At 60.9% G+C, this 5,285-nt stretch carries 2 protein-coding genes and 1 pseudogene; 2 read left to right on the forward strand and 1 reads right to left on the reverse strand.

All coding sequences use genetic code 11. The annotated features are described in order from the left end of the window. Positions 1–576, forward strand: a pseudogene (locus P5540_19660) (transposase). A 169-nt stretch (positions 577–745) separates the two neighbouring features. Here P5540_19660 and melA read toward each other — a convergent pair. Then, entirely contained in the window at positions 746–2,173 is a 1,428-nt protein-coding gene (gene melA, locus P5540_19665) for an alpha-galactosidase (protein HRT67031.1), read from the reverse strand. A gap of 306 nt (positions 2,174–2,479) precedes the next feature. Here melA and P5540_19670 point away from each other — a divergent pair, with 306 nt between their 5' ends. After that, entirely contained in the window at positions 2,480–5,110 is a 2,631-nt protein-coding gene (locus tag P5540_19670; GenBank protein ID HRT67032.1) for a PKD domain-containing protein, read from the forward strand. Positions 5,111–5,285: the final 175 nt, after the last annotated feature.

Raw genomic sequence — 5,285 nt, forward strand, 5'->3', positions numbered from 1 at the left:
TTTCCTGATACGTCTCAAAGAGCGTGGCTTACGCGACGTGGAGTTCATCGTCAGTGATGACCATGAAGGGCTCAAGAAGGCCGTCAGTGAAACGCTTCCCCCGGCGGTGCGGCAGCGTTGTTACGTACATTTCTTGCGTAATGCGCTCGACTATTTGCCCCGCAAGGCGGACGATGACTGCATGACGGAACGGCGTTGGATCTATGACCGGCGCACTTTGGAGGAGGCCCAGCGGGACGTCGCCGCATGGCTTCAGAAGTGGCACACACGCTATGCCAAGCTATGTGCATGGGTGGAATCCAATATAGAAGAGACCTTCGCGTTCTACCGCCTTCCGCTGCAACATCATAAGCACATGAAGCCGCCCCATATATGCTCGAGCGGGTCAACGAGGCGATCAAGCGGCGGACCCACGTCGTGCGGATCTTTCCTAACGAAGCGAGCGGTCTCCGGCTCATTCGGGCTTTCGCGGTAGCGATCCATGAAGATTGGATTGAAGCCACCCGCTACCTCAACATGGACATCTTGGAAGAACACAAGAAGCGGGTTAGGTTCAACTGCCTCGATGCGGCTTAGAAACGGAGTACATCATGCCCCTTTTTGCAGAACTTGACGCACGTGACTGCTCAAAATTAATATCCGCAGGAAAACGGCAATGTCCCCGCAACAAATCGTGTCGGTGCGCCGGTTCGGCCCGGCCCCGCGCCTATCGCTCGGCGCGCCCGTTCCATGAACGCCGCGCGCTTTATCCGCCCGCCTTGTTCGCGAGTTCGCCGAAACGATGGACGACCGCGAGGGCCGGGTCGAGGGGGACGTCCACATGCGGCGTGCCGGGCGGGGTCGAAATTGTGGGCGTCGGACGGATGGTCTTGCCTTCGAACTGCGGAAGCCATTTTCGTTCGGCCTCGAGCATTTCGGCGGCCATGTCGCGCCCTTCCTTCAGCGTAAGCACGGCGGAGGCGAGCGGGTCCATCGCACAGGCGGCAACGACGAGTTCGGGATCGCCGGTCATGGCAGCCTCGACAGCGAGACCCTGCACGGTGATGTTGCTCTGATTGAGCGCGGCAAGTTGCGGGGGCAGGTTGCCGACGAATGTCGGGTGCAATCCCATCTTGTCCACGAACACCGGCACCTCGACGCAACAACCATGCGGCAAGTTCGCGATGTAACCTTCGTTCCGGACGTTGCCCTGGAGTTTGAACGGCACGCCGGTTTCGAGGGCTTCGAGGATGTACGAGCAGTACTCGACGCTGCGCGGTTTAAGGGCGGTCGGTTCATCGGCCAACATGTCCGTGTTTTCGAGATTGTCGGCGATGAGGCGGCACCACTTGTAATACGCGCCCGTCTCGCCCCCGAAGGCCGGTTCGTCGCAGTACAGGTCGAGCGCCTTTTGGTTCTTTCGGAACCACGGCAAATACTCGGAGAGATGGCCGGTGCTCTCCGTCATAAAATAGCCGAAGTGGCGCATGGTTTCGATACGCACCTTTTCGTTGATGTAGTACTCCGGTTTTTCGCAATTCGCCTTGAACAGCGGGTAGAGATCCTTGCCCTGGTGTTCGAGTTTGAGAAACCACGCCATGTGGTTGATCCCCGCGCACAGGTAGTCAATCTGCTTCTTGTCCACGCCGACATAGCGCGAGATGAGATCGAGCGTGGTTTGTACGCCGTGGCACAGGCCGATGAACTTTGCGCCGGGGACCGTACCCAATGCCCAGCATACGATGGCCATCGGGTTGACGTAATTGAGGATGTAGGCGTTCGGGCACAATTCCTGGACGTCGCGGACGAGATCCAGCATCACGGGAATCGTCCGCAGCGCCCGAAACACGCCTCCCGGCCCCATCGTGTCGCCGATGCACTGGTCCACCCCGTATTTCATCGGAATCTGGTAGTCGAGTTCGAAGGCGTCCACCCCGCCCACCTGCAGCATCGCGATAACATAATCCGCGCCTTTGAGCGCCTCGCGCCGGTCCAACGTGACCGACACCGACGCCTTGAGTTTGTTTTCGGCGATAACCTTGTCCGCGAACTTCTTGATGCGTTCGAGTTTCGGCATCGTGCGGCTCATCAGGCGAAACTCGCTGTTCGCCAACGACGGCGTCGCCAGAATATCCATCATCAGCGTCTTGCAGAAAACGATGCTTCCCGCGCCAATCATCGCAATCTTCGGCATGGCAGGTTCTCCCTTGGCTGTTTCAGACCACAATAAGCAAAGCGCCGTCTTTCGGGACGGATCCTTGTTCGCGTACATTATATCGTGCAAACCGGACGATTGCACCACGCGGATACGCGGTCTTTTCTTTCCAAAACCGCCTGGGTCGCTCCGCATGGGCCGAGCGGCCAGACTGCCGGGCCGCCGGGCGGCCCTATTGACTTTTCAAACGTGCATCGCGCACACTAAGCGCCAGTGGAGTGAAACGCTTAGGCGGGTGTGGTATGCCCGGATGAACCGTTGCAAGTAGATTGGGAGGGGTTTTTCATGAAGCGCGTTTCCGCTTGCCGGGTCGTGCTGGCCTTGTCGCTGGTGGTTGTCGGTCTGGCGGGATGTCCCCCGGACGATCGGGGAGCGCCCCAACCGTCCTTTACGGCATCGCCCGCATCGGGCAGCCCGCCGTTGGCCGTCCAGTTTACGGACACATCGCAGCCGGGCATTTCCCAAATTCGCTCGTGGTTCTGGGAATTCGGCGACGGCTCGACGAGCACCCTTCGGAACCCCAGTCATATTTACTATGCGCCGGGCGCCTATTCGGTGTCGTTGTCCGTGACGACGGCCGTGGGCACGCGCCGGGCCACCTTCGCCCGTTACATCACCGTAGCCGAGCCGGGCACGGTGGCGCAGGTGGGCGTCGCGGGCGGTTCCTTGCAGGCCGAAGGCGTCAGGCTGCAAGTGCCGCCGGCCGCGCTGGATGCGCCGGTGGTATTGGGCATTGCCAAGACCGAAACCGCGCCCAAGGTGGACGCGGCGGCGGGCGAACGGATTGTCTCGACGCCGGTCGCCATCAACCACAACCGGCCGGAAGCGCTGTCGCTCCATCCGGACAAGCCCATCGTCATGCGGTTCATTTACACGCTGGCGATGGTTCCCTCAGCAAGCCGGAAAAGCCCCCTTTTGCAGGTGCTTGCCCGCCAGGACGACGGCAGCACGATCCCGATCCTCGGCGAAGTGGACGGCGACGCCGTCCGGATTTGCGTGACAGGGCTGCCCCGCACGGCCATCTATGCGGTGGCGTTGCGTCCCGCGGCGCAGGAAGAAGAGATCGCGGTGCAGCCGCCACCGGCCAAGGAGACGACCAGTTACACGTGGCCTTCGGGCGTGTGGCGGGTTTCCTACACGCCCCAAATGCTTCAGGCAGCCACGGCGTTGCGCGTGGGTACAATTGCGGACCCGCTTCCCTATGACAATCGAAACTTCTCGGACGGCGCGGTGGCAACCACGCAGGCCGATATCCGTGCGGCCATCAACCGCATTCACGCATGGTGCCGCGACGCCGGGTTTATCGCGCCCCGTCTCTGCGCCGGCGCGAACAATGCGCTCTCGCTGATTCTGCACCCATTCAACGACCCGCCGCGCAGCCGCTTTCCCCGGCTGGCCGATGTGCCGTTTGCGGTGTCGCCCTACGGCGGGATCGTGATCGATCCCGAACAGTTGATAGCCATTTGCAAGAAAAACGCCGAAGCCGTCGAGGATGACGCGCTGCCCTTGCTGGCCGATCGCAGACAGGAACTCGACTTTGCCAACGCCTTTGCGCAGGAACTCTTCCGCGCAATTTACCGCGGATACGATTTCCCCATCGTGAAGGCGGCCAGCCCCTCCGATTTGGACTCTTCCGGTCGCGCCCGCGCCATCCCCTTCAGCCAGGCTTATTGCGATGGTCTGGCGGCATTTCTGGGACAACTGGCCTCGAACGTCCGGCAAGGCCTGTATTTCATACCGCGGTCCATGGGCCACAACGAATTCGCCATGCTCGACGAACCCTTGTTCGCGCCCTTTGCCGCCTCGTCGCCCGCGTATTCGTACGCGGCGCAGGATTTCCTGTTCTACCTCCTGCGGGGCTTATCCTCGGCGCCTTCGACGCCCGACACGGCCGCCGCCCAAGTGCTGGCGTTTCTGGCCGATTCCTATGAAGGCGTTCTGGAACTCATCCGCACCAACGAAAGCGCCTTGGCCAACCAGGCGGCGATACCGTCCTTCCGCGACGCAACCCTCGCGGCCAACCGGGGTCTGGAATTGGCCTTCAAGCGCGCCTTCGGCCCCGCCCTGACCCTGGCGGACGTTTATTGGAACTACGCGCGCGGCCGGGCCTACGACAATCCCTCCGCCGGCACGGCAAACGAATGGACCAGTTTTCTGCGCCCGACCGATGCGCTCGACCCGGACGGATTCGCGCGCCAGCCGTACCAGTTGAATCTCGACCGCTTCTCGCCGAACGCCGTGACCGACGTGGTCATTTCACAGGCAAACCTCGCCCAAGAAATCTCCCATCGCTCCGTGCCCATGCTCGACAACATCCCGCCCCTATCGACCCGCGCGTTGATCCTGACCGCCCAGAGCGTCTACGGCGAATTGGATTTGACGCTGGACGCCTTTGCATGGACCCCCGATGCCGACGGCAACAGCATGAAGGTGCTGGTGTGCGAAAACGGCAAGGAAGGCGTCGAATTGTCCCCCGAAAACGCCCGGGTGGTCTACGACGACTTCAACGGCGCCACGGGACCCTCCGAACTGATCGTGTTGTTGAGCAACGTCACGGCGGACCGTTTCTATTCGGCCTCTCTCAGCGCCACGATACGAACCGGCGAAGCGGGCGCCACCGGATTCCTGCTCGGCTATGTGACCGATGCGGCGACCACCGATCCCATCGGCAACGTGGCGGTCGAGGTACGCAGAAAAGACAACGGTTCCCTCCTCGGTTCGACGAAGACCGGGACCTCCGGCATCCTCAACGGCGTCTTCTACTTCCCCAGCCTACCCGTCGTGGATGTCGAAATCACGCTGACCAAGACCGGATACCAGACCCGCAAGGTCAACGCGCAAGTGACCCCCGGCACCCTGGATCCGTCCAATCCTATGGCCAGCGCCATCATGATTTCGATGACCAGCAGCCGATGAAACGCCGAATTCCGGGACTGTCAAAAGGTAAGAATGCTGTCCACGGAATTAAGAATCGTTTTCATGTCGTGCAAATGGGCCTCAACGAATCGAATGGTGGTCTCTAAATCGCCAAGTCGTAATGGAGCCTCCAATGAGTCCATATTCAGAAGAGCCTCTCTCAAATCGGTCATGG

The sequence above is a fragment of the Candidatus Hydrogenedentota bacterium genome (genome assembly GCA_035450225.1).
In the GTDB taxonomy this organism is placed as follows: domain Bacteria; phylum Hydrogenedentota; class Hydrogenedentia; order Hydrogenedentales; family SLHB01; genus DSVR01.

Excerpts from the sequence above, each read along its gene's own strand:
- melA (HRT67031.1), bottom strand. The coding sequence starts at position 2,173 with ATGCCGAAGATTGCGATGATTGGCGCGGGAAGCATCGTTTTCTGCAAG.
- P5540_19670 (HRT67032.1), top strand. The coding sequence starts at position 2,480 with ATGAAGCGCGTTTCCGCTTGCCGGGTCGTGCTGGCCTTGTCGCTGGTG.